Origin of the sequence: Microcoleus sp. K1-B1 (assembly GCF_036704705.1) — a bacterium.
Taxonomy (GTDB): domain Bacteria; phylum Cyanobacteriota; class Cyanobacteriia; order Cyanobacteriales; family Microcoleaceae; genus Microcoleus.
Genome location: NZ_JAUBSH010000089.1, coordinates 1 through 26,847, shown reverse-complemented (window position 1 = coordinate 26,847; position 26,847 = coordinate 1). Strand labels below are relative to the sequence as shown.

Here is a 26,847-nt window from a genome sequence, read left to right as displayed (position 1 = left end):
TTTGGACGCATAAGGGTGGTGGGACAATGAAACTATCTTTCTCTTATTATAGGATCAATTGTTCTGTGGTGTTCTCTAAATATACAAAAAAATTTGATGGTGGAACAGGCATCTTGCCTGTTCCTGATGCCATTGTCATCTTTTTAGGGCGGGCTAGAAGCCCCACAAAATCAGTACACAAAATAAATGTGTTTGTGGAACGGGCCGGAGAACCCGTTCCTGAAAGCTTAGCTTAAACCAAATTTACTAAGGCTTTGCTTTTTTCTGAGCAGCCGCATAATGCTCACTCATTAACTGATTAACTTCTGGATTGTAAATCCGCAGATAATTCCAGTAATTCTCAAACACCGATTTCACGTATCCTTTCGTTTCAGGAAACGGAATCTTTTCCGCAAAAGCATCCGGGTCACTAAAATTAAACCTCTTCAACCAATCTGATACTGCATTTGGCCCGGCATTATAACTCGCCACAGCTAACATCGAGTTATTCTTGTACTCGTCGTGAGTGTGATCCAAATACCACGTACCGAGTTTAACGTTGTCGTCCACATTCTCCAATGAATACTTTTTGAGGCTGATTTGTTGAGCAACCCAAGCTCCTGTTTCCGGCATTACTTGCATTAAACCGGTGGCGCCAACTGATGATTTAATAGCGGGCATAAATCGCGATTCTTGCCGGATTAATGCTGTTACTAATACTGGATTTATTTTGCGATTTTGCGACCATTTGACAATGGTTTCTAAGTAAGGAAAAGGATAAAGTGCTTGCCAATAAATCGGTTGCTGTCTGAGTTCGAGGTATTGGGTTCTATCATCGGGTTTATCGCGCTGTCGCAAACTACCAACCATCCACAAACCGTCTAAATTATCTCCGACTGCTACTCGCATTAAACCGTCGGTAAACTGTTCGGCAATACTTGGTTCTACGCGATCGATAAATTCTACTTGCCACAGCGTCCAAGCATCTCTATCTTGACCTAATTGATAGAGTTCTTTCAACGCAGGAGAACCCGCAGTTGGTTCGGGGCGCTGAGGCGGCCGCGCTACATTGGGAGACAAATCTCGGACTGTGGTAAAGTCGCCGACGGGCCAGCCGAGAAGTACAGCCGATCGCCACGCAAAATATGATTCTGGATAGCGTAAGATCGTGTAGTCAAACGCAGTCTTGGCGTCTTGTTGGCGGCCGAGTTGCTGTGCCCATTTCCCGACCCAAAATGCTGCTTCTGGAGCTTTTTCGCTGTCGGGATTGTGGGTGGTTAATTCTCTCGCCCACTGCCAAGCTGATTTTAAATCTCCGCCTTTGGCAAACTGTTGGGCGATCGTCCACCGCAATTCGCCTGCTTTATCAGAATTATTGTATTTTGTCAATAGCAACTTCCGGGTATCTGAGGCGGATTGACCACTGCGTGCTTTGTCAAGAATTTGGGATTTATCTAACAAAGCTTCGGGGGCATAATTGGGGAATTTGCTAATAACTCGATCGAGCAAAACGATCGCTTCTTTCGGTTCGCTCAGCCGCGACAGCCGAATTAAACCCAAACCAGTATCTTCGGCATCGGGAAACTCGCGCACTAATTCTTGATAGGCAATTCTCGATTCCGGGATTTTTCCGTCGAGCCACAAACCGCGAGCTTTGCGGTAAAGATTTTTGGCGTTGCGGGGAGCTTTCCCGTAAGCAATAGCTCCTTTGCCGTAATTTTGTTTTTCCCAATAGCCAAAGGCAATTTCTTCCCAATCTTCCGGTTTCAAACCGGCGCTGTTTCGCTGCACCAGTTGTTCCAAAATAGTCCCGTAATCTTTGACATAATGACCGTGTTTTGCTACGAGCAGCATCAACTTCGGCTGATTGGGATTTTCTTTTAACTTGCGGAGGGCAATTTCTACGCTGCGGGGATGACCAGGAAATTCAGTAATTGCTTGTTGCCAATATTCCGGTTTTGACTTGCCTAAAACATATAAAGCTTCCGCTGCTACCGGGTCGCTCGGATAGTTTTTGAGCAGTTCCTCCCAAGCTTTTTGAGTTTTGCCTTTGTCGCCGCTCAATTGGTAAGCTTGCGCCCTTTTTAGGGCAATGTGAGCAGCTAAAACCGGATATTCTTGCTCTAATTTGTCCAATAACTTTAATGCTTTGGCCGCATTTCCTTGCTGGATTAAATCGCTGGCAAGCAGGTAGCGGGCACGGCTTTGAGGGGAGATTTCCTGCTGCGGGTTTGTACTTGCAGACTCAGTAGCTGCGAGTTCAACTAATTTCGCCGATCGCTCGCTCGGTGACAGCGATACCAGCATCTTGACTTGCGATTCGGAATTCGCTGCATTCACGGGCTGTTGAGCCTTCTGGACCGAGCCAAAACCCATCCATTTCATCGCAGCAACCAAAGAGCCGATCGCAATAACGCAAACTGAAACGCTGATTAAAACAGAAAATCGGGCCCGGCGTCGTTTTAGCATGGGAAAATTTAAGAGAATAACAATAGATAACCGATCGTTTGTCAAGAGCCATCACAGGCAGGATGGGTGTTCCACGCCATCACAGGCAGGATGCCTGTTCAACGAGAAATAAATGTTAATAGTGGGGCAAAAACGGACAGCCGACCCCCAAACAGATGATTGAGATTGGTGGAAGATCCGATCGCAGGCGGACTTGGCTGATATAGTAGCAGAATTTATTTTGATGTGGAGCGGAAAATTTGTGCGATCGATCTATTTACCCGCACCAACGAAAAACCACAAACCACCCACTGCAAAGTACAATCAAAAATCTAAAATCTAAAGTGTAAATCAAAACATGGAATTTCTAGTCACCGATACGCCCCGCTCTGTTTGGACCGGAGACGCCCTGGCAATTGGTCTATTTGAGGACGGCTTGGAACTCACCGGCGAGCTGGCACAATTAGATGAAAAGCTTGCAGGCACTTTGAAAGAGCTGCTACTGGAAGTAGATTTTAAGGGCAAAGTGGGTACGAGCGCCATCACCCGCGTCGGCGGCAATAATCCCATTCGCAAAATTGCGATCGTGGGTTTGGGCAAAACAGAGGACTTAAAGTTAGACACCGTGCGCCAAGCTGCGGGCGCTTGCGCCAAGTTAGCCAAAAAAGAGAAATGCAAAACCCTCGGAATTAGCTTTCCGGTGTGGAAAAACGCGCCGGATTCTACAGCAAGCGCCATCGCCGAAGGTGTAGAACTCTCCCTGAATCAAGACACCCGTTTCAAATCGGAACAGGAAGATAAAAGCCCGCAACTCGAACAAATTCATTTGCTCGGTTTTGCTGGTACCGAAAGTGCGATCGCCCGCGCCCGCCAAATCACTGCCGGAGTCATTTTAGCACGGGAATTAGTCGCAGCGCCGGCAAATTTTGTCACTCCGATTACAATGGCAGAAACTGCTCAAAGTCTAGCTGCCGAATGCGGTTTAGAATTAGAAATATTGGAGCGGGAAGACTGCGAAAAACTCGGCATGGGAGCCTTTCTCGGCGTTGCCCTAGCATCTGATTTACCACCTAAATTCATCCATTTAACTTACAAACCAGAAGGCACACCGCGCCGCAAAATAGCAATAGTCGGCAAAGGATTGACCTTTGATTCTGGTGGTTTGAACATCAAAGGTGCGGGCAGCGGCATTGAAATGATGAAAATAGATATGGGCGGCGCTGCGGCTACTTTGGGTGCGGCAAAGGCGATCGGACACATCAAACCAGATGTGGAAGTTCACTTTATCAGCGCCGTCACTGAAAACATGATCAGCGGTCGCGCCATGCGCCCAGGAGACATTCTTACAGCTTCCAACGGCAAAACAATTGAAGTCAACAATACCGACGCTGAAGGTCGTTTAACCTTGGCTGATGCTTTGGTATTTGCTGATAAATTGGGAGTTGACGCAATTGTCGATTTAGCAACTCTAACCGGGGCCTGCGTAATTGCTTTGGGCGACGATATCGCTGGTTTGTGGAGTCCTCAAGATAGCGTCGCCGCCGAAATAGTCGCCGCCTCAGAATTGGCAGGCGAAAAATTTTGGCGAATGCCGATGGAAGAAAAATATTTTGAGGGCTTGAAAGCATTGCACGCCGACATGAAAAATACTGGCCCACGTCCCGGCGGTTCGATTACGGCGGCGCTATTTTTGAAGCAGTTTGTAAAGGATACTGCATGGGCGCATTTAGATATTGCCGGCCCGGTTTGGACTGACAAAGAAAATGGCTACAATGGCCCTGGGGCTACCGGTTTTGGAGTTCGGACTTTGGTGCATTGGGCCCTGGGCGGCGCTTAATTGTGGATTTCCAGGGGAAAATTTGAGATTTTCTCTCCCTTAAAAGTCTGCTAGTCCATCTGTGAGCCAGGGGTTAAAAACCCCTGGCTCACTGCTTAAGTAATCTAAAAGAAAATTTAATAGCGATCATTAACAATTTAAATGTTTCTGAAGCAATCAGTACGCGAACCTATGTATTCCGTCACAGGGAGCAAGGTAAGCGTTGCTAGCCGTGAGGCTCACTATTGCTCATGCTTGGGCAAAGCTTGGTTCCCAGGGCCCAACCTCGATAGTTTTGACATTTCCTGAAAAAATGGCTGTTTCATAAAAAATGAAAAAAGTATATAATTATGTAAATATTTCACTAGCCGAAATCAAATAATTAGATTTGATCTGATTTGCATTGGTACAGATAATTTTTTTCTTGAACTTTATGCAAGAACAATTAACAATTTTTTTTTCCACACTTGCTGTATCTTCTACACTCGCCTGCAACGTGGTGCCGGAGTTGCGATTGTACGCTGTTTTTGACTCGCTGACGGCACTGGCTTATTGCTCGATCGCCCTCTCTTTAGTTTATTTTACCCGCCAAGGTTCTCACCGCAAGATTTTCCGGGTGTTTGCCGTTGTTTTTTTTGCCTGGGGCGCTGCTAAATTGACGGAAGTTTGGACGCTTTGGCATTCCATATATTGGCTGTCGGTAACTCTCAAAGCTGCAAGTGCTTTGATTTCTTGGCTTTTAGCCGCAACCGCCCTCGCCCTCATGCCGAAAGCACTTGCCGAGTCTGGTTTCAATCAAAAAGAAAAATTTCAACAACAGTCGTTAAAACAGGTAGAAGACAATCAGCACCAGCATGATATCCAGAAAGGAGAATTGGCAAAACAAGCGCTCAATTTTTACCCTTCAGATACTATTGTCGATCGCGCTTTAGCTCTCAATTCGCTTAACGAACAGTTAGAAAAAGAAATTGCCGATCGCCACCGGGTTGAGGAAAAGTTGCAACTGACTCAATTTGCGATCGACCGATCGGCAGATGCGATATTCTGGATCGGGCCCGATGGTAAATTTTTGTACGTCAATGACGCTGCTTGCTCTTCATTGGGATATTCTACCGCTGAATTGCTCTCGATGACAGTGCACGACATCAATCCAGATTTTCCCCAAACTGCTTGGAGTTTGCACTGGAAAGTCTTAAAACGCTGCGGTTCGGTTAATATTGAAGTTCACCACCTCACTAAGTACGGTCGCATTTTTCCCGTAGAAATCACGATCAACCATTTGGAATTTAACGGCAAAGAATATCAGTGCGCGTTTGCTCGCGACATTAGCGAACGTAAGCGGATTGAGGCAGCTTTGCGAGAAAGAGAAGAAGAATTTAGGTCATTAGTTTCTAACATTCCCGGTGCGGTTTATCGGTGCAGTGCTGCTGGGCGATCGAGCCTAACTTTTATCAGCAGTGGCATAGAAGCTATTTCCGGCTATCCTGCCGCTAACTTTATGCAAAAACCGGTGCAGGCTTTTCCGAGTATAGTTCATCCCGATGACGTTGAGCATATCGAGACAATTATCGCTCAAGCTATTAAGACAAAACAACCTTACATCATCGAATATCGCCTAATTCACTGCGACGGAAATGTGCGGTGGGTTGCAGAGAAAGGTCAACCCCTTTTCAATGCAGACGGTAAAGTTTTATCCCTCAACGGCGCCATTTTTGACATAACAGAGCGCAAAGCAGCGGAGGATGCTTTGCGGCTCTCCGAGGCGATCGCCAACAACAGAGCCCAGCAGCTAGAAATCGCTCTCAAAGAACTCCGAGAAACTCAAGCTCACCTAATTCATACTGAAAAAATGTCAAGTCTCGGTCAAATGGTAGCTGGAGTAGCTCACGAAATTAATAACCCTGTCAGTTTTATCTACGGCAATATTTCCTACGCCAGCCAATATATCCGAGACTTGTTGCAGCTTGTGGAACTTTACCAAAAACACTATCCTCAGCCCGTGGTAGAAGTTCAAGAATGTATTGACAATATCGATTTAGAATTTCTGAGAGAAGATTTACTAAAAATATTATCTTCAATGAAAATGGGAGCCGATCGCATTCGTGAAATAGTTCTGAGCTTGCGAAATTTCTCGCGTTTAGACGACTCGGTAAAAAAGCCTACCAACGTTCATGAAGGCATAGACAACACGCTCCTAATTTTACACAACAAACTGCGCGCCAGAGGCGACTATCCCGAAATTCAAGTAATCAAAGATTATGGTAAAATCCCTTTAATTGAATGTTATGCAGGTCAGCTAAATCAGGTATTTATGAACCTGCTTAGCAACAGTATTGACGCATTGGAAGATGCTTGCAACCAAAAAAGGCGAGCGGCAGCCGGCGGCGACGATTGGAAACCAACTATTAGCATTCGCACAGAAGCCCTGAACGAAAATAGTATTTGCATCCGCATTTCCGATAATGCGATCGGCATGACAGAAGACGTGCGGAGCAGATTATTTGACCCGTTTTTCACGACAAAACCGATGGGAAAAGGTACTGGTTTAGGGTTAGCCATCAGTTACCGAATTGTCGCGGAAAAACACGCCGGAGCCTTGAGCTGCCGTTCCACTGTAGGAGAAGGTACGGAATTTGCGATCGAGATTCCTTTATGAATTAGTGTGACGGAAGTATCAACACTGGGGAAGAAGTTATTCGGTCACTATAAATTGTAAAGTGGGGTGTAAAAACTTTCAAGTTTCAAGAAAAATCCAAAAATTGGCAATAAATTACCAAGGTAACGATCGACATGGCAGTAAAATTGTAAATTGTGTACCGCGACCTAAAGTTGAGCTGACCTCTAGCATACCGCCGTGTTTCTCAACTACAATCTGCCGTGCGATCGCCAATCCTAAACCCGTGCCTTTTCCCACACCTTTAGTTGTAAATAAATAATCGCATATCTTTTGTTTGACCTGCAAACAGGCGTAGCAGAAAGAAGCTTCTTTAGGCTCTAATATAGCTGATGGGAATCTCGATCGCTAACTCTGTACCATATCCTACTCTAGAATTACAGGTTAATTTACCCCCATGTTTTTTGACAATACCATAGCTAACAGATAAACCCAAACCTGTACCGCTACCAACTGGTTTAGTGGTAAAAAATGGATCGAATATTCGGGATTGAATATTCGCCGGAATACCAGCACCATTATCAGTGATTTTAATTCTCACCCTGTCTTTTTCAATGACTTCAGTCTGAATCGTGATTACAGGACTTTTTTCTGTTTGATTAATTGATTGAAGAGCATCAACAGCGTTACTGATAATACTCAGAAATACTTGATTGATCTCACTAGCATAACAAATGACATGGGGCAGATTTCCATACTCTTTAATAACTTGTATTTCTGATTTGCCATCGCTCAGTCTTAAGCGATTTTGTAAAATTAGCAAAGTGCTTTCAATTCCGGTATGTAAATCGACTGCTTTCATGTCGGCTTCATCTAAGCGGGAAAAGTTACGCAAACTCAGGATGATTTTGCTAATGCGATCGCTCCCTGCTTTCATAGATTGCATAATCTTAATTAAATCTTTCCATATAAATTCTAAATCCATTTCTTCTATTTTCGATTGAATTGCTTTACTAGGTTGAGGATACTCTTGTTGATAAATATCAACTAAAATAAGCAAATCTTTGACATAATCCTCTATATGTGCAACATTACTACGAATAAATGTTACTGGATTGTTGATTTCGTGAGCAATCCCAGCTACCAGTTGACCCAGAGATGACATTTTTTCGCTCTGAATTAATTGTGCTTGGGTTTGTTGTAAGTTTTTAAATGCTTGCTCTAAATCAAAAGCTTTTTGCCTTAAATCTTCGGTTTTTTGCGCTACTTCTGCTTCTAAGCTTTGGGAATATTTCTCTATTTGTTTATATAAACGAGCATTATCAATAGAGTTCGCCGCTTGAGCTGCGAGCATCTGGAGAATTTCTACTCGCTCATTAGTAAATGCTCCCACTGTTAAGTTATTTTCTAAGTACACCATACCGACGAGTTTTCCTTGCCGAATAATGGGAGTACATAAAACTGATTTAGGTTGATGAGCGATAATATAGCGATCTCCTGCAAATTGGTCGGCTGTACTTAAGTTGTCAAAAACAGCCGTCGCTTGAGTTCGTGCCACCGCATAAATCAAACTCTGAGGAATTTCCTGATATTGTTCCAGAGGAATTTCTAATATTTTTGTCTGCTTTTCTGAGGCTTGAGCGACGACTAACCATTGTCGGTCTTGGAGAAGCACTAAACAACCGATTTGTGCTCCCCCATTCGCCAGCGTAATCTGCATCAAAGTGGCTAACATTTTTTCTAATTCAATTTCTTGTGAAATGGCTTGTGCCGCCATCATTACTGCTGGAAAATCTAACCATAAATTCTCGCTACTACTGACGCTAGTTAGGCTTCCCATCCAGGTTGGGTTGATGGTTGTCCCAGATGTGATGGCCAACTTAGCAGGTTGGACAATAGCTTTCAGTAGTTGTGGATAGTGTTGTTCTAAATAAGCTACTTTAGCCTTTGCACCCCAACGGGAATAACAGTAATACGCCTCAATCATGTAAGATTGTGCAACTTTTTCTTTCCCCCAATCTAAGTAGAATTTGGCAGCTAGTTCGTTTGCTAAACCTTCTTCTTGGATATAACCATTTTCTTTGGCTTCTGAAATGGCGCGATCGTACCAATCTCCAGCTTCATACTTCTTGCCTAAAACCCGGCATTTTTCTGCCTCTATTAAGTCAACTTTATGTTGGTAATTCATCGGTGCATCGTGCGCCCATTGAGCCAGAGTAGTTTGATGGGTTTCTGCCAAAGCGAGAGTGTTCGCTTGCTCAATTTCTGACTGCGTAGAGCAGAGTGCCAAGTAGGTTAACCCGGCATAGAAATGGAAAACGGGAGTATGAATCATTGCTGCCGCTACCCTCAAATAGAGGCTTGCTTGGGCAATGTAGTCTAGGGCGTTGGTGTAGTTGCCAAAGAGATAGGCAAGCATTAATTTGTAGTTATAGGCAAGAGCGAGTGCAGTAAGCTCACTATTCTGACTGTGCTGAGGAAACATCACAGTTTCATCATAAGCCTGACCGATTAACAAATCCGGTTGATTGACAATTTCCCTCAAGTTATGCACCGCCTGTTGTGCCATCTTCACGTAAACCAGAGGAGAATATTGCTTCACAGTCGCTAAGACAACACAGTAATTTTCTATTTCTGCGTGCCAATCATCAAGCTCTACTCCCGAAAAAAAATTATTATATAAATAACTACTGACGCAGTAGCCAGCATTGAGAAAATCACCTGTTTCCATTCCGACTAAATAGCCTTCTTTCGCCGTTGGGATTGCTGCCCTCAGTGGTTCTTGACGATGCTGAATAAAACAGCCAAACCAAAGTAAAGTGATACATTTAAATTCTGGCCAATTCAACTGATTGAGTAAGCTGAGTGCTACTCGCCCAAAGCGATAACCTTTTTCTACTTCTAAAAAAGAACCAGACAGCACAATGCCATAACCCACATACCCGATTGTTGATGCGGGTGCATTGCCAAATTGAAGTGATAGGCTGACCATTGTGGCACAAAGCAGAGGCTGCAAAGCAGGATTTCCCATAAAAATAGCCGGAAACAAGATGCCTAACAATTGCATCGCCGCGATTGTCCGAGGATCGCTCATCACGGGAAGGTTAACCAGTTCCTCAATCTGTTTGCCCTCCAGTTGGTTGGCAAGGTTTTGTAATGCAATGCGTGTCAAGGCTTCGTCAGTTTCATAGGGGAGTTCAATCCCCAATTGTGCTAGGGCATTAGTGCCGATCGCGATCGCTTCTAACATCTGACTCTGAGTTGTCAGTGCGTTGATTTGAATCTCAAATATCTTGACTTTATCTAGTATTGTTTTGGCCGAGCGCAAAACCTGGGCGGCCATTTCTTCCATGCCATTAAAATCCGCATTTAAGTAGGCAATTTCAGTCGCAGCCACATAAAGATTCAGGGTTAATTCATACTGAGTTTGCCAACAGTTTTCTGTGAGTAACTCCAGCCCTATTTTCACAAAACTTCTGGCGCCTGCATAGGCTGTAGAATTTCTGGCTTTCTGTCCGGCTGCTAAGTTTAATCTGGCTAAGGCTTCCCGTTCCTCAGCTTGAGTCATGAAATCAATTCCTAAATTCAAATGCCCGACAATATCAAACAGCTTTTCCTCTTTTTCTATTTCTGATAAATTTTGTTGGAGTAGTTGCCCAATATGGTAATGGGTCTGCTGTTTTTGCTCGTCAGGAATCAATGAATAAGCCGCTTGTTGGACGCGATCGTGTAAAAATCGATAAGTCGGATTGGCGGAATCATTGAAAACTTCTTCACTATCAGATTGGGTATAGAACTTATAAATTTCGGTAGTAGGAATTACCAAACCTTCTTGCAAGGCTTTCCATAAAGTTGTGGCGCTACTGTCGGCTGATTTCTCACTGACAATTGCTAAGGTATTCAAATCAAACTGCGCCCCAATACAAGCCGCTAGTTTGAGACTATCCTGAGTTTGTCTGGGCAATTTCTGTAATTGCAATGCCATGAATTCAACCACATTATCCGTAATTGCTAAGGCCTTCACTTGGGCAATATCGCATTGCCAATATTGAATCTCGCAATCAAAGCTAATTAACTTGTCATCATGTAATGCTTTGAGAAACTGGGTCGCAAAAAAAGGATTACCTTGAGTTTTTTGATAGATCAATTTTGTTAAAGGCTCGGCTAGGGATGATTCACAATTCAGTGTATCTGCCACTAACTGATTCATATCAGGTTCCCTTAACGGTGGTAAAGTAATTGTATTCACCGTTGCCCCAGTTTTCACGATTTCATCGACTGTTAAAATGAATGGATGTACGGGGGAGACTTCATTATCTCGATAAGCACCTAATATTAATAAATACCCAGCATCTTGCATCAATAATTTAAGCAAGTTCAGTGATGCGGAATCTGCCCATTGCAAGTCATCTAAAAACATGACTAACGGATGTTCTTTACTGGTAAAGACTTGCACAAATTTTTGAAACAGGAGATTAAATCGATTTTGGGCGGCTGTTCCTGATAATTCAAGGGCGGCTCGCTGTTTACCGATAATATTTTCTAACTCAGGAATTACGTCAATTAAGACTTGTCCGTTGTCTCCTAATGCGGTTAATATCTGGCTTTTCCATGTTTCTAATTTCCCATCTGATTCGGATAGCAATTGCCCCATTAAATCGCGGAATGCTTGCACAAAGGCGCTAAAGGGAATGTTGCGCTGAAATTGGTCATATTTCCCTTTAATAAAATAACCTCGTTCCCGCACAATGGGTTTATGAACTTCGTTGACCACTGCGGTTTTTCCAATTCCTGAAAAACCCGCAACGAGCATCATTTCTGTTCCACCTTCGCTGACTCTTTCAAAGGCTTGTATGAGCGTTTTTACTTCGTTTTCTCGTCCATAGAGTTTGTCGGGGATGAGGAAGCGATCGCATACATCCCGCGTTCCTAACTCAAAAGTTTCAATTTTTCCAGTCTCTTGGTACTGCTGCAAACACCGTTCTAAGTCCTGCTTCAATCCCAAGGCACTTTGATAGCGCTTTTCGGCATTTTTTGCCATTAGCTTCATCACCAGATCCGAAACCACCTGCGGGATTTCTTGGCTGTTTATTGAAGGAGGTTGTTTGGCAATATGGCAGTGAACCAACTCCATCGGATCTTCACATTCAAATGGCAGTTTTCCTGTCAGCAGTTCGTAAAATGTTGCTCCCAAAGAATAAAAGTCGGTGCGGTAGTCTATGCCTCGGTTCATTCGTCCAGTTTGTTCGGGAGAAATATAGGCGAGGGTTCCTTCTAAAACGTTGGGATTTTGAATTTCTTGAGTTTCTTTCGGCAGTAGGGAAGCGATGCTAAAGTCAATTAGTTTGACTTGTTTAGTTTCCGGATGTATGAGGACATTAGCTGGCTTAATATCTTTGTGGATGACTCGGTTTCGGTACAGTCCGTCAAGGATGTCAGTTATTTGAATGGCAATTTCCAATATTTCTGCTAAAGTCCGCCTAGGTGTTTCACCGAGCCGTCTTTGGCATAGATCTTGGGTGTATTGCCGTAGAGAAATGCCGCCAAAATCCTCCATCACTAGGGCATAGCTGTTACGGTAGGATTCCAGACTGTAAGGTTCAACTACTCCCGGCAGACGTAGATTTTTGGCGATGGTATACTGGTTGCGGAATTGCAGCAGTTCGCTGAAACGGGGATAGTCTCTATTTAATAGTTTAATGACAACTGGAAGCCGATCAATTTCTCGAAGGGCTCGATAAACCAGGGTTTTAGAACCTGTGTAAAGTTGCTCGATTAGACGGTATCCGGCAATTGGTGTGGTTAAATCTATACCTGCATTCATTTTGGATCTCCTCATCTCAAATATTGACTGTTAAAAATTAAGTGACCCCTCTATTTGTAAGGGTTAAAGGCGGCGATCGCATAATTAACTTCATCCGTTTGTAGGCAATGAGATCGCAAACTCCGTCCCTTCTCCCAATACAGAATTTACCTCGATTGTACCGCCGTGTTTCTCAACTACAATCTGCCGTGCGATCGCCAAACCCAACCCTGTGCCTTTACCGACACCTTTAGTTGTAAATAAGTGATCAAAAATATTCGCTTTTATCTCATCTGATATCCCTGGCCCGTTGTCAGAAATGCGAATCGTCACCCACTCCTTAGACTTTATTTCTGTCCGAATCGTGATGCAATGAGCTGGGGCTTTAATCTTCTCTAAACTCGGTTCCAGATTAGATTCTTCCAGTGCATCAATGGCATTGGCTAAGATATTCATAAACACCTGATTTAATTGTCCGGGGAAGCAATCAACTGAGGGCAAGTTCCCGTACTCTTTCACAACTTCAATCGCTGGACGCTGTTCGTTCGCTTTCAATCTGTGTTTGAGAATCAAAATCGTACTGTTAATTCCGTCATGAATATTGAAAGGAACTTTGTAATCTTTGTCGGCGCGAGAGAAGGTACGAAGACTGGTGCTGATACCTTGAATGCGATCGCACCCGATTTGCATCGATTTCAACATTTTGGGTAAATCTTCTAAGAGATATTCGATATCGCTCTCTTCAGCTTTTTCTTCAATCTCCTCACCCGGACTGGGAAATTTTTCTTTATAGAGTTGTAAGTATTCTGTAATATCTTTGACGGCGGCGATCGCTTCATGAATATTACCAGAAATAAATCCGACTGGATTATTAATTTCATGGGCAACCCCGGCCACTAAATTCCCCAACGCCGACATTTTTTCGCTCTGCACTAATTGCAGTTGTGATTGTTCCACCTGGTGGGCATAGTCCTGCGCTTGCTGATACAATCGCGCATTTTCTAAGGAAATGGCAGCCTGAGTGCAGAGGAAGTTGAGGATGAGGAGACGATCGCGAGTAAACACTCCTTTTGTCGATCGATGTTCGAGATAAAGTATCGCAACTAAGTTCCCGCGATCGAGAATCGGAGTACATAGCATACTCTGAGAGTGATACTGGAGCGTACAGTCATTCATTAAACCCGGAATATCGGTCTTGCCACCTTCAATAACCACAGTTTCCAGGGTGTGTTTGACATAATAAACCAGCTTGAGTGGAATCACCACCGAGCCATCTATAGGCTGGGTTTGCAGTAAGGTTGTGGGTAACTCGTTATCTGGATGGATGTGAGTTATTGCCCGGATTTGCCATTCATCCTGATGGGGGAGTAGCAAAGCACAAGTTTCTGCCCCTGAAGTTTTCAAAATAATTTGATTGAGAGTGCTGAGCAATTCATCAATCTGAATTTTACTGGATAAAGCTTGAGCCGCTTGCACAATTGATGCGAAATCAAGGGCATCGGAAATACTCGTGCTGCTGTTACTGGAAGTCTGCGAAGAGTGGCTAATCGTTCCCAGCGTCTCTAAGGGATTAAAGCTAAGTTTGGGCTGATTCAGGATAGGTTGAAGTAATTGGGGATAGCGTTGTTCTAGGTCTTCTATTTTGGCTTTAGCTCCCCAACGGGCATAACAGTAATACGCCTCCTGCATATAGCTGGCGGCGACTTTTTCTTTGCCCGAGTCAAGGTAGAACTTGGCAGCTAATTCGTGGGCGATCGCTTCTTCTTGGAGATATTTGTTTTCTTTGGCTAGTTGGATGGCGCGATCGTATAACTCTAATGCTTGCCAATTAATCCCTAATACCCTAGCCTTTTCCGCTTCAATTAATTCATATCTATACCGATTTATTTCTGGTGTATTTTCTGCCCAAAATTTCATTTTTTCCTGATTAACATTGACTTGTTCCAAGTAGCTTCTTTGTTCATCTACCGTGACTTCAGTATAGCGATTTAACAATGTTAGCGAATGGTAAAAATTCAGAATTATGACTTGCATAAAACCAAAAGCCGAGCCGGATTGCTCCTGTGCTAGACTCACATTTTTTAAGGCTTGGCTACTATCGCCCAACAAGTAACCTAGAATAGTTTTAGCCAGATAAAACATAAATAAAACTATTCCCGATTTAGCAGCAATAATTCGGGGCAAAGTTTTCTCTTCATCAAAGCTTTTACCGATCAATAATAGGGGATCTGCGGCTTGACCCTGTAAATTCAAACCTAATTGTCGCCATACTTGCGAGAAATGCGTAGAACTTTCTTGTTTAAAGTTAATACAAAAATCACCATAAAATTCTTGTTGCTGGATGGCTGATTCTAAGTTATCTTCCGTAAAAAATAAGTAACTACACAAATTTGCAGCACAATATCCACCCCATTCAAAATCACCTACTTCTAGCCCTGCTTGTAGTCCTTCTCGCAAAGGTTCCACACTATTTTTTGCTGGTTCTTTCCAAGTGCGAATATTGCCATTAAACAAGTTATAAACTTGGGCTTTTAGCTCTTTAGCGTTGAACTTATCTAATAAGTTTAAGGCAATTAAACCTGCATGATAACCTCGATCTAATTGACCTAATCCTACTAATAATAAACCGTAAAAACCATAGGCAAAAGATGATAGTGCTGAATCTCCATATTTAAGACACAAATTAATCATGGTGATGATTAATTGCGGAAAAATCTCTGGCCTTGCTACAAATACAGGAGTACAGAGTGTTCTTAAAATTTGCATGGCTGCCAGCTTATATGGATCTGTCATAAGTGGCAAATTATCTAAATCGTCAAGATTTGGTAAATCAATTATTAAATCCTTTTCCAAGTCAATTGTTAGTAAAGAGATTGAGAGTTTTTCTAACACTTCTAACCCAATCTCTACTGCCGCAAGCATTTCTATTTGCTGAGCAATATGAATTTGCATTTGTAATTCATAAATTCTCACTTTTTCGAGTAAACTCTTGACTGCTGTCAGCGCCAATTCAGCTAACTTTAAAGATTCCTCAAAGTTAAGGTTTAAATATTCAGCTTCTGCCGTAGCGATGTAAATATTTAAGGTCAAGTCATACTGATTTTGCCAACAGTCTGTTGTCAGTAACCCCATCGCCGTTTGTAAATAGACCGTTGCGGCCGCATAAGCGTTAGAAGTTTTGGCTTTCCGCCCTGTCACTAGGTTTAATTCGGCTAATTCTTGGCGATTGCTTGGTTGAGCGATTAAATCTTTACCCTGATTTAAGTGTCTGACAATCTCAAATATTTTTTCATCCTGCTCTATGTCTGAGGAATTTTGTAGTAACAACTGTCCAATTTGGAGATGAGTGGCTTGCTTTTTGTCATCAGGAATGAGAGAATAAGCGGCCTGCTGGACGCGATCGTGCAAGAAGCGATAGGCAACGGTTTGAGAAATCGGTTGAGAAATAGTCTGTTCTATTCCTACATAAAACTTATAAACTTCACTTTGGGGCAAAACTAAACCTTCTTGTAAAGCTTTCCATAATGCGGTTGCGCTTTCCGTCTCAGAACTCTCTGAAACAATTGCCAATGTTGCTAAGTCAAACTGGTTGCCAATGCAAGCGGCTAATTTTAAAGCTGACTGAGTTTCTCTGGGCAATTTCTGCAACTGCTGCGCCATGAATTCCACTACATTATCGGTCAGTGCTGCCTCTCTGATTTTACTAATATCGCACTGCCAATGTCCTTCTTTAAGATCAAAACTAATCAATTCATCCTGATACAACACTTTAAGAAACTGCGTGGCAAAAAATGGGTTGCCTTCAGTTTTTCGAGCTACCAATTCTGTCAGCGGTTGTGCCAAGTTAGGAGCGCAAACTAGCGTATCGGCTACCAATTGATTCAAACTGATTTGGTCAAGCGGTGCTAATGTTATGGTGTTGAGGGTTGTTCCTGCCTTCCTCACTTCATCTAAGGTCAACATCAGCGGATGGGTTGTTGATACTTCATTGTCCCGATAGGCTCCCAGCAGCAACAGATAACCCAATTGCGACTCATTGACGAGCAATTGCATTAACTTCAGCGATGCCGAATCCGCCCATTGTAAGTCATCCAAAAATATCACCAATGGATGCTCTTTTGTGGTGAAGACAGCAATGAATTTGTGGAAGAGCAAATTAAAGAGATTTTGAGCAGCAATCCCGGATAATTCAGGGGCTGGGGGTTGTGAGCCAATAATCCGTTCTAGTTCGGGAATGACTTCAATAATGACTTGTCCGTTGTCACCGAGTGCTTCGAGAATTTGAGTTTTCCATTCTTGGATTTTGGCATCACTTTCACTCAGTAATTGTGCCATAAAATCGCGGAATGCCTGGACAAATGCCGAGAAGGGAATGTTGCGGTTGAACTGGTCGAATTTGCCTTTGATGAAATAGCCGCGCTGCCGGACAATGGGTTTATGCACCTCGTTTACTACAGCCGTTTTTCCAATCCCGGAGAACCCAGCGACCAGCATTAATTCGGATGTGCCATTTGCCACGCGATCGAAGGCATTCAACAGGGTTTGTACTTCTGTTTCTCGACCATAAAGCTTTTCAGGAATTAGGAAGCGCTCGCATATATCCCGCGTTCGTAACTCAAAAGTTTCAATCTTTCCAGTTTCTTGGCACTGCTGCAAACACCGTTCTAAGTCATGTTTCAATCCCAAGGCACTTTGATAGCGTTTTTCGGCATTTTTTGCCATCAGTTTCATGACAATATCCGAAATCACCTGCGGGATTTCTTTGCTGTTTATTGCAGGAGGTTGTTTGGCAATATGGCAGTGAACCAACTCCATCGGATCGTCACATTCAAATGGCAGTTTTCCTGTCAGCAATTCGTAAAATGTGGCTCCCAGAGAATAAAAGTCGGTGCGGTAGTCAATGCCTCGGTTCATTCGTCCGGTTTGTTCGGGAGAAATATAGGCGAGGGTTCCTTCTAAAACGTTGGGATTTTGAATTTCTTGAGTTTCTCTCGGCAGTAGGGAAGCGATGCTAAAGTCAATCAGTTTGACTTGTTTGGTTTCGGGATGTATGAGGACGTTAGCTGGCTTAATATCTTTGTGGATGACTCGATGCCGATAGAGTCCCTGGAGAATGTCAGTTATTTGAATGGCAATTGCCAATATTTCTGCTAGAGTCAGCTTGCGTTCTTGGGCATATTCTCGCAGAGAAATGCCGCCAAAATCCTCCATTACTAGGGCATAGCTGTGGTGATAGGACTCTAAATTGTAGGGTTTAACGACTCCCGGCAGAGGTAGATTTTTGGCGATGGTATACTGGTTGCGGAATTGCAGCAGTTCGCTGAAGCTGGGATAGTCTCGATTTAATAGTTTAATGACAACTGGAAGCCGATCTGTTTCTCGGATGGCTCGATAAACTAGGGTTCTCGAACCGCAGTATAATTGCTCACCCAGATGATATCCTGAAATTCGGTTTGTCAAATCCACTGCGGTACTCCCCTGGATTACTCCATGTTAGACATTGACTCTTGTCACTAAGTATACACTTTTATTGGTCGAGTCTGAGGAAAATAGAACTACGAAATCCCCAGCAGACAGACTCTACCGCTTTTATTCTTTTTCAATTTTGAAGAGAAAGATGGCGCTCTATCAAGATAGTCTTATCCTTTCATCGGCAATAAAATTGTAAACTCCGTCCCTTCTCTCAATACAGAATTTACTTCTATTGTACCGCCGTGTTTCTCAACTACAATTTGCCGTGCGATCGGCAGTCCCAACCCCGTCCCTTTCCCTACTTCCTTGGTAGTAAATAACTCATCAAAAATCTTCTCTCGCACGGCTTCACTCATGCCCACACCGTTATCTTTAATGCAAATTATCGCTTGTTTTTTGTCCCGATTAATGTCGGTTTTAATGGTGATTTCATTGACAATTTCTGCATAAGGTTGTCCTTGATTTGATTCATCCAAAGCATCGATCGCATTACCTAACAAATTCATAAATACTTGATTCAACTGTCCGGCATAACACTCCACTGGGGGCAAATTCCCATATTCCCTAATCACTTTGATTTCTGGACGAGTATCGTTAGCCTTAAGGCGATGTTTCAGGATCATAATGGTGCTATCGATGCCATCGTGGATATTACAAGCTACGGGATAGTTAGTATCCGCACGGGAGAAGGTTCGTAGACTTGTACTAATATCCCGAATCCGCTTTACGCCTTCCCGCATCGAATCTACTAATTTCGGTAAATCTTCCCGGATGTATTCCAGATCGATGTTCTCGATTTCTTCTTGAATCTCTGGATCGAGTTGCGGATATTTTTGTTCATACAAATCGAGCAATCCAAACAAATCTTTGATATAATCTAAGGCGGGTTGAATATTACCCACCAGAAAACCAACGGGATTATTAATTTCGTGAGCCACCCCAGCTACTAAGTTGCCCAAAGCTGACATCTTTTCGCTTTGAACTATTTTTATTTGTGCTTGTTTGAGATCGGTAAATGCTTGTTGAGATTCTTGATACAAACGGGCATTTTCTAAGGAAATAGCAGCTTGAGAAGCCAGCAAATTTAGCACTTCAATGCGATCGCTCGTAAATGCCCCAACCGTCAGGTTATTTTCCAGGTATAAAACTCCTATCAACTGCCCTTGATTAAGAATGGGCATACAAAGAACACTGATCGGCTGGTGCTGTTCAATATAGCGATCGCTCGCAATCTGGGAACTCACCCTAGCATCAGCTATTACCAAAGGTTTCAAACTACGCTTGACAGTGTTAACCAAACTAATTGCTACATCCTGACTTGATTCTAGAGGTATTGATGGTAATAGCTCAGGTTCCTGTCCCTCTGCTACAAGAGCCGCTACCTGTAAATACTCTTTTTGTTTGAGCAATAAGACACACTTAGTGGCGCCAGCATTCGCGATCGCTATTTTTAGGAGAGTAGTCAGGAGTTTATCTAGTTCAATCTCCCCAGAAATGGCTTGAGAGGCTTTGATCAGAGTAGGCAAATCGAGAAATTCAGAGTTGCTGCTAGAAGAGTTGGTATTATAAGTAATTGTGCCGCGGGCGATCGTTTCCTTTAAGGAATTAAAGGCTTGAGCTTGCTGAAGAATAATACCGAGTAGACGAGGATAACGTTTTTCCAAATCGTCAATTTTAGCTTTAGCTCCCCATCGGGCATAACAATAATATGCTTCAATCATGTAGGCTTGAGCTACTTTTTCTTTGCCCCATTCTAAGTAGAATTTGGCTGCCAGTTCGTTGGCGAGGGCTTCTTCGTTGAGGAAGAGATTTTCTTTAGCGAGGGAGATCGCGCGATCGTACATTTCCAGTGCATCTGCCTTATAACCCAAAACCCGCTGCCTTTCTGCTTCAACTAAATACCACTTATGCAGATGATTCATGGGAGCATTTTGCGCCCACTCGTGCAGAGTCGTTTGATGGGTTTCGATCTGAGTAAGAGTTTCAGCTTGCTCAATTTCTGGTTGTGTGGGGAAAAGTGCTAGGTGTGTCAGGGCTGCATAGAAATGGAAAATGGGAATAAAAATACATCCTGGTACTGCTATCAAATAGGGCTGGGCTTGGCTAACGTAATTGCTCGCCTCTTTGTAGTTACCAAAGCAGTAAGCAAGCAACAGTTTGTAGATATAAACCTCGGCGATGGCAGTGAATTCATAATCCTGATTATGCTTGGGCATCATCACTGTTTCATCGTAGGCCAGGCCGATTAAGCAATCCGACAGAATCTCGACTTCCTTTAAGTTATTCACCGTCTGCCGCACCATATCTACATAAATCTGAGCCGAATATTGCTTTACCTGAGCCAAGGCGGCGCTGTAACTTGCTATTTCTGATTCCAAATTGCTCAGTTCTACTCCACTGAAAAAGTTCATATAGCTGTAAGTGACCATGCTGTAGCCAGCGCTTAGAAAATCGCCAGTTTCCATGCCAGCCGTATAGCTATCTTTCGTCGTCAGGATCACTGCCCTCATTGCTTCTTTGCGATGCTGAATAAAGGCTCCAAATAGATTCTGAATCATGGACTTGAATTCCCGGACATTGAACCTATCAAGCAATAAGAGTGCCAATTTACCAAAGGCATACCCCGTTTCCACCTCTCCCAAAAAGGCACACAACACCAGTCCGTGAATGCCATACCCCACCGTCGATGCTGGCGCATTCCCAAAGGAGAATGATAAACTCACCATCTTGCAGCTAAGTAGGGGCAGCAAACCGGGCATTCCCAGAAAGATGGGAGAATATAACGTTCCTAACAGTGGCATGGCAGCCTGAGCCTTGGCATCAGTTATCATCGGCAGATTAGCTAGGTCTTCAATCCGTCTACCTTGGAGTTGGCTAGCCACAGCTTGTAGCGCTTGGCTAATCAAGGCTTCATCAGGTGTAGTGGGTAGTTCAATCCCTAATTGCCAGAGTGCATCTCTTGCTACTGCAATGGCTTCTAGTGACTTGCTTTGTGCTGTCTGGGCAGCGATTTGAATTTCGTAAATTTTGATTTTGTCTAAGATTGTCTGTGCATTCTCTAAAACTTGTGCTGCAATCTGTTCCATGCCATCAAAGTCAGCATTCAAATAGGCGACTTCAGCGGCAGAAACATAGAGTTTTAGGGTTAATTCATACTGCCTTTGCCAGCAGTTGGCTGTTAGTAGATTAATGCCTGTTTGCAGATAAACTCTAGCTGCTGTGTAGGCGGTAGAATTTCTGGCTTTACAACCGGCTTCTAAGTTCAGTTTAGCTAAGGCTTCTCGTTCGCTCGGTTGAATAATTAACTCAATTCCTAAATTCAAATGCCCGACAATATCAAACAGTTTTTCCTCTTGCTCTATTTCTGAGGAATTTTGCTGAAGTAATTGTCCGATTTTGATATGAGTTGCTTTTTTATGTGAATCGGGAATTAGCGAATATGCGGCTTGCTGGACGCGATCGTGTAAAAATCGATAAGTTGGATTAGCTGAAGCCTTGAGAACTTCATCACTCTCCAATTCTGTAAAAAACTTATAGATTTTGCTCCTAGGAATTACCAAACCTTCCTGTAATGCTTTCCATAAAGCGGTAGCCGTCACTCCAGCAGATTGCTCACTGACAATTACTAACGTATTCAAATCAAACTGCGATCCTATACAAGCAGCTAATTTGAGAACATCCTGAGTTGCTGGCGGCAACTTCTGCAATTGCAATGCCATGAATTCAACGACATCATCAGTGATTGCTAAGGCTTTGACTTGGGCAATATCACACTGCCAATGCCGAATATCCCAGTTAAAGCTAATTAGCTGCTCGTCATGTAGTGCTTTGAGAAACTGAGTGGCAAAGAAAGGATTTCCCTGAGTTTTTTGATAGACTAATGTTGTTAAAGGTTGGGCAAGAGATGATTCGCTATTCAGCGTATCTGCTACCAACAAATTCATATCCGGTTCGCTTAACGGTTGCAAAGTAACCGTATTCACTGTTGCCCCAGTTTTAACTATCTCATCGACTGTTAAGATAAATGGATGCACTGGCGAAACTTCATTATCTCGATATGCTCCCAATACTAATAAATACCCTGTATCCATCATCAATAACTGTAGCAAATTCAGGGAAGCTGAATCCGCCCATTGCAAGTCATCCAAAAACATCACTAAAGGATGTTCTTTGCTAGTGAAAACTTGCACAAATTTCTGCATTAGCAGATTAAAGCGATTTTGGGCGGCACTTCCTGACAATTCTGTTGCAGGAAGTTGAGCACCAATTATACGTTCTAACTCAGGAATCACGTCAATCAAGACTTGTCCGTTGTCTCCCACGGCTGCTAAAATCTTGGTTTTCCATGTTTGCAGTTGGGTATCCGATTCTGATAGCAATTGACCCATTAAGTCGCGGAAGGCTTGCACAAAGGCACTGAAGGGAATGTTGCGTTGAAATTGATCGTATTTGCCTTTGATAAAATAACCGCGCTGACGGACAATTGGTTTATGAACTTCATTAACAACGGCGGTTTTCCCTATTCCAGAAAAACCTGCTACTAGCATCATTTCGGTGCTACCTGTGCTGACTCGCTCAAAGGCAGCTAATAGTTGAGCAACCTCTTTTTCTCTACCGTAGAGCTTTTCGGGGATAGTAAAGCGATCGCTAATATCTCGCTTTCCGAGTTCAAAATCTTCTATATTGGCTGTTTTTTGTAACTGAACCAAACAAATCTCTAAATCCTGCTTGAGTCCTAATGCACTTTGATAGCGTTTTTCGGCATTTTTTGCCATCAGCTTACTGACAATATTCGATAAAATTATGGGGATTTCTGGATTTATTTTATGGATCTGTATCGACTGTTTGGCGAGATGACAATGTACCAATTTCATCGGGTCATCAGAGATGAATGGCAATTTTCCTGTTAACAATTCATAAAAGGTCACACCCAGGGAATAAAAGTCACTACGATAGTCAATGCCTCGATTCATCCGTCCTGTTTGTTCGGGGGAGAGATAGGCTAATGTTCCTTCTAAGATATTAGGGTTCTGGATTTCTTGGGTTTCTCGTGGTAGCAGCGATGCAATACTAAAATCAATTAGTTGAATTTCTTGGGTGTCTGGATTAATGAGAATATTAGCGGGTTTAATATCTTTGTGAATGACTCGGTTTTGGTATAGATAGTGAATAATATCTGTTAGTTGTATGGCGAGTTGGAGAAATTCTGCTAAAGGTAAAGTTTGAGATGGTTGGGTGTGATTTGTTGCTGTTTTGAGATAAGTAGATAGGGAGACTCCGCCAAAGTCCTCCATTACTAGGGCATAGCTATTGTGGTAGACTTCCAGCGTCAGGGGTTTGACGAGGTGAGGGAAGTCGAGATTTTTGGCAATGGTATATTGGTTGCGAAACTGGACGAGCTCGTTGAAGGTGGGGTATTCGTTTCGCAGCAGTTTGATGACGACTGGGTATTGATCGCGGGTACGGATGCCTCGATAGACTAGGGTACGTGTACCTGCATAAAGTTGCTCTGTAATCTGATAACCTGACAAATTTGCGATCGCATCCATAACTTGTTGACCCTATATTATACAACAGTTAAATTAAAACATTCCATTCCATTGTATTTTATTATTTGACAAAGATAGGGATCGCAAACTCTGCACCCTCGCTACGTACAGAATTAACTGTAATTTTTTCTCAATGTTTATCAACTATTATTTGACCAAAAGCAAGTTGGTCACAAGCCGCTGGATTCATCCGTGGATCTTTGAAAAAAGCTCCCCATCCCGATCGCAAGTCCCGGACTCATCCGTGCGAGCAATCTCAAATATCAAATTTCAAATTTCAAAGTGCATGACGTGCGATCGCTAATTCTCAACCAGTTCATTTCCCTATGCTGCACTATTTGCGCTATGTTATGTATAGTATGGTTGCGTAAGTTGTGATGGTATCAGAAAACAATAATTTGTAAGTTTTAACCGCAAATATACGCAGATAAACCAGGAGATAAACTTGATACTATCTGCGTATATTTGCCTGCATCTGCGGTTGTATTATGCTTTATTCCCCGTAGTGGCCGCCGACAACCTTACCCCGAAATACAACATAATTGTAGATGTTGTAAAAAATCATAATCGGGAGCAGAACGCCCATAAACACAATCATAAATACCAGGGCGCTGGGCGAAGCTGCGGCTTGGTAAATCGTGATTTGCGAGGGAATAATGTAGGGAAAAACAATCAATCCCAAGCCGATGAAAGTAAGCAAAAAAATCAGGATCGTCCAGACAAACGGCGTGCGTTCTTCTTTGCTGGCGAGACTTTTCAGCAACAGTCCTACCAACAGCACTCCCAGCAAAGGAATCGTGGCAAAGACATAAACTAGCGGTTTCTCGAACAACCTGGCTCTAGCGCTTTCGTAAAAAATCGGAGTGGCGATCGTAATTAAAACTGCTCCAATTAAAGTCGTCACCGCCGCAATTTTAGCCGTGCGATAGTGATTTGTTTGCAGTTCGCCCTCCGTTTTCATAATTAGATAGGTTGATCCGATCAAAACATAGCCTTGAATCAGCGTCAAAGCAACCAAGATCGATCGCCAATCCAGCCAATCCCAAGTAGTACCCACAAAGTGACCGGCTTCATCAACCGCAATGCCTTCGAGTACCGCACCGAGGGCAAATCCTTGAGCTAAAGCTGCTAAAAAACTGCCAGCACCAAAGGCATAATTCCAGAATAATTTGCGATTAGAATGCTCGCGAAATTCAAAGGCTACAGCGCGAAATATCAAACCAAAAAGCATCATGCAAATCGGTATGTACAGCGCTGTCAAAATCGTGCCGTAAGCGAGGGGAAATGCGCCAAACAGAGCGCCTCCCATCAACACCAGCCAAGTTTCGTTCGCGTCCCAAACGTTGCCCAAACTTGTCATTAAAATGCCCCGGCGTTCCTCGTCGGAAGCAGTCAGAGACAGGATGCCTACTCCTAAGTCAAAACCGTCTAGCATGACATATAGCAGGAGAAACAAAGCCAAAACTACAAACCAAACTTGTGGGAGAAAATGCTCCAAAGCTTGCATAAAATCTCCTATTGTTGTGCTTCCAAGGGACGTTGATCGGGAATGTGTTCTGCGGGTTCACTTTCGATGGCAGGTTCATTGTCTAAACCTGGCACAGGCAGACTTAAATTAGGGCCTTTGCGGATAATTCTGCTGCCAAAATACAAGGCACAAACAAACAAAAAGCTGTAAATAACTGCAAAGAAACTCAGAGAAGTTAAAACATTGCTGGCGGGGATGTTGGATACCGCATCAGCAGTGCGAATTTGCCCGTATAAAGCCCAAGGTTGTCTGCCGACACAGCGGACAATCCAACCCGATTCTACAGCAATATATCCCAGGGGAGCAGCTAATACCCAAGCGCGCATCAACCAAGGTTGACTGCTAATATTTTCAGCAGAAAGTTTGCCTCGCATCCACTGAATTATACTGAACAGCATCAGTCCTAAAAAGAAGAATCCAATCCCGGACATGATGCGGAAACAATAATAGATTAAACCCACCATCCGGGGTCTATCTTCTGGCTTCCATTCCTTCAATCCGAGTACGGGTTCGGAGAGTTTTTGTTTGAACTCCAGAACGTAGCCTAAGCCATTCGGTACGCTAATTTCCCAGTCATTTTTTTGGGCTTTTTCATTAGGCAAAGCTAGCAAAGTCCAATCGGCTGACTCTCCCGCTGCTGAAGTTTCCCACTTAGCTTCGATTGCTGCTAATTTAGTGGGTTGATAGTGATAAACTTGTTCTGCACTCAAATGTCCGATGTATATCTGCAAAGGTGCAACGGCGATGGCTGTCGCTATGGCAATTTTGAAAGACTTGGAAAAAAAGGCTTGGTTGCGCTTATTGAGAATGTACCAAGCGCTAATTCCCCCAATGACAAACAGCGAAGTTTCTAACGTCGCAAAAAACATATGGAGAATGCTGTTTAATGCGAACGGATTCATAATTGCTTGAAAGTAATCGCTGACAATAAACTTGCCATTGACCATTTCTCCGCCGGCAGGAGTTTGCAGCCAAGAGTTAGCGACTAAAATCCAGACTGTGGATAGGTTAGCGCCGAAGGCTACCATGATTGTAGCGAAATAATGGACGATCGGGTGAACGCGCTCCCAACCAAACAGCATAATGCCTAAAAAGCCGGCTTCTAGCATAAATGCCATTGAAGCTTCAAAGCCTAAAATGCTGCCAAAAAAGTCACCAACAGCTTCAGAAAAGGGTGCCCAATTCGTGCCAAACTGAAATTCCATCGGAATTCCTGAAGCTACTCCAATACCGAAGTTGAGGACGTAGAGTTTAGACCAAAAACGAGCGTGATGGTAGTAGTCAGGATTGCGAGTTTTCAGCCACATTCCTTCAACAATTACCAGATAAATTCCCATTCCCGTAGTCAGAACTGGCCACAGCATATGGAATATGGCGGTTAGCGCAAATTGCATCCGTGATAGCGCCACGGTGTTAGATAAGATATCCATCGTTATATCCTTTGGTCAGTTCAAGAGAGGTTAGCTTGCACAAATTCCATAATGGACACTGACAAGGTAACGCAGAAATTTACTTAGTGCAGAATGAACCGACTTATCTTTATTAAAAATTAAGATTTGCTGTATCCGCTCAATAAATAGGGGTAACAGCAAAAAAGAAGGTTCACAAATACGAAGAGCATGATAGAATATAAAGCAT

At 43.2% G+C, this 26,847-nt stretch carries 10 protein-coding genes; 3 read left to right on the top strand and 7 right to left on the bottom strand.

Annotated features, from left to right (window positions below; translation table 11 throughout):
* On the top strand, positions 1-236 hold a 236-nt coding region (locus QUA83_RS24305), incomplete at its 5' end, for a hypothetical protein (RefSeq protein WP_333296443.1).
* A gap of 10 nt (positions 237-246) precedes the next feature.
* Here the strand turns inward: QUA83_RS24305 and QUA83_RS24300 are convergent.
* Positions 247-2,448, bottom strand: a complete 2,202-nt coding sequence (locus tag QUA83_RS24300; RefSeq protein WP_333296442.1) for a transglycosylase SLT domain-containing protein — start codon at positions 2,446-2,448, stop codon at positions 247-249.
* A 337-nt stretch (positions 2,449-2,785) separates the two neighbouring features.
* Here QUA83_RS24300 and QUA83_RS24295 point away from each other — a divergent pair, with 337 nt between their 5' ends.
* A complete protein-coding gene (locus QUA83_RS24295) occupies positions 2,786-4,264 on the top strand; it encodes a leucyl aminopeptidase (protein ID WP_333296440.1) in 1,479 nt (492 codons plus the stop codon).
* 412 nt (positions 4,265-4,676) lie between these two features.
* Complete coding sequence (locus QUA83_RS24290) at positions 4,677-6,899, top strand: PAS domain S-box protein (protein WP_333296438.1); 2,223 nt, start codon at positions 4,677-4,679, stop codon at positions 6,897-6,899.
* A 114-nt stretch (positions 6,900-7,013) separates the two neighbouring features.
* On the opposite strand, the gene QUA83_RS24285 is transcribed toward QUA83_RS24290, so the two are convergent.
* From QUA83_RS24285 to QUA83_RS24260, 6 genes are all read right to left on the bottom strand, one after another.
* Entirely contained in the window at positions 7,014-7,205 is a 192-nt protein-coding gene (locus tag QUA83_RS24285) for an ATP-binding protein (protein WP_333296435.1), read from the bottom strand.
* 25 nt (positions 7,206-7,230) lie between these two features.
* Positions 7,231-12,681, bottom strand: coding sequence for an AAA family ATPase (locus tag QUA83_RS24280; RefSeq protein WP_333296434.1), 5,451 nt, complete (start codon positions 12,679-12,681; stop codon positions 7,231-7,233).
* 90 nt (positions 12,682-12,771) lie between these two features.
* On the bottom strand, positions 12,772-18,126 hold the full coding sequence (locus QUA83_RS24275) for an AAA family ATPase (RefSeq protein WP_333296431.1): 5,355 nt from the start codon (positions 18,124-18,126) through the stop codon (positions 12,772-12,774).
* A gap of 173 nt (positions 18,127-18,299) precedes the next feature.
* Complete coding sequence (locus QUA83_RS24270; protein ID WP_333296429.1) at positions 18,300-23,681, bottom strand: AAA family ATPase; 5,382 nt, start codon at positions 23,679-23,681, stop codon at positions 18,300-18,302.
* A gap of 493 nt (positions 23,682-24,174) precedes the next feature.
* The gene (gene cydB / locus QUA83_RS24265; protein WP_333296427.1) at positions 24,175-25,188 is read right to left on the bottom strand and encodes a cytochrome d ubiquinol oxidase subunit II; all 1,014 of its coding nucleotides are present in this window, start codon (positions 25,186-25,188) and stop codon (positions 24,175-24,177) included.
* Positions 25,189-25,196: 8 nt separating this feature from the next.
* The gene (locus QUA83_RS24260; RefSeq protein WP_333296425.1) at positions 25,197-26,639 is read right to left on the bottom strand and encodes a cytochrome ubiquinol oxidase subunit I; all 1,443 of its coding nucleotides are present in this window, start codon (positions 26,637-26,639) and stop codon (positions 25,197-25,199) included.
* Positions 26,640-26,847 lie beyond the last annotated feature (208 nt).